We start from the raw sequence: 1,028 nt of genomic DNA, 5'->3' as shown, positions 1-1,028 counted from the left end.
GGTGCAGGACAAAGCCACCCGCTGGCTATGGACGTACAACCACGAGCGTCCGAATATGGCGCTCGGCGGCATCACGCCTGCCATGAAGTTGGCGATGGCCGCTTAGCTCCACTTCTGGCGACCGCTAATGGGCGGGGGGATTACCAGACGGCTGAGCTGCGTGTAGAGCGCGCCGCCCAGCCAGGAGGTGTTCTTGGAGAACGAGCTCTTGACGATCGTCACGTCGGTATCGCTGCCGGCGAAGATGGCACCACCCCCAATGCTGCTGCGGTTGCTCAGGAACTGGCTGTTGATCACTTCCAGCTTGCCGCGGTAGCTGACCTTGATCGCGCCGCCACCCCAGGTGCCGGGCGCGTACTGGGTGTTGGATGCCGGCTGCACGGAGCTGCCGTTCTGCAGTTTGAGATTGCGCACCGACAGTGCATTGCCGTTCTGCACCTGGAAGATACGCGCGGCCTGGCGGCCATCCAGGGTGATCTTGCCCTGACCGTCGATCACCGTTGGCGTGCTGGCGCTGATGTTGATGGTCTGGCTGACGGCGATGCTGGTCGCACGCGTGCCGCAGTTGAAGGTGACATAGCCGCCTTGCGCCACCGCAGTGGCGAGTGCGCTGGCGGTACAACTGGCGGCCGTGCCGTTGCCGACCACCACGCCGGCATTGGAGTGCGCCCACGGCTGCGGCGTGGTGCATTGCGCCACCGATGGCACGGCGGCGATGGCCGCGCTGGTGGTGAGCAGGGCAAGCAGCCCTGCCGTCACGACAGTGGCGTGAAGTGTTGAACGCATGGTGATGTTCCTGCTTGAGAAATGGATCGAAGGGGCGCCCATTGCCTGCACGCAACGTCAACGGGTGATGACAGATGTGTTGCAAGCCGAAGCGTCGCTCCCGAGGCGTGGCATGGTGCGCGATTACACGCATCGCGATGCCAACCTAAGGAAGGTCTGAACAACGAGACCTGACAGGGCGGAAGGTGGCGTCGTTCCGAAGAGTGGCTTTTGGAACTTCGGAATTTCGCCATTTCTGGCGC

At 63.2% G+C, this 1,028-nt stretch carries 2 protein-coding genes and 1 pseudogene; 2 read left to right on the top strand and 1 reads right to left on the bottom strand.

From position 1 onward, the window contains the following. A partial coding sequence (locus J7367_RS21970) for an integrase core domain-containing protein (protein WP_139370590.1) occupies positions 1-106 on the top strand: 106 nt, incomplete at its 5' end. A gap of 38 nt (positions 107-144) precedes the next feature. Here J7367_RS21970 and J7367_RS21960 read toward each other — a convergent pair. Continuing rightward, positions 145-759: pseudogene (locus J7367_RS21960) on the bottom strand (hypothetical protein); the annotation flags it as partial. A gap of 25 nt (positions 760-784) precedes the next feature. On the opposite strand from J7367_RS21960, the gene J7367_RS21955 reads away from it, so the two are divergent. Beyond that, positions 785-946 carry a hypothetical protein gene (locus tag J7367_RS21955; RefSeq protein WP_176214986.1) on the top strand — a complete coding sequence of 54 codons (162 nt, stop codon included), beginning with the start codon at positions 785-787 and terminating at the stop codon, positions 944-946. The last annotated feature ends 82 nt before the right edge of the window (positions 947-1,028 follow it).

Source organism: Xanthomonas sp. D-36-1 (assembly GCF_017746155.1).
Classification (GTDB): Bacteria; Pseudomonadota; Gammaproteobacteria; order Xanthomonadales; family Xanthomonadaceae; genus Xanthomonas; species Xanthomonas cissicola.
This window is presented reverse-complemented; position numbering and strand designations above follow the sequence as displayed.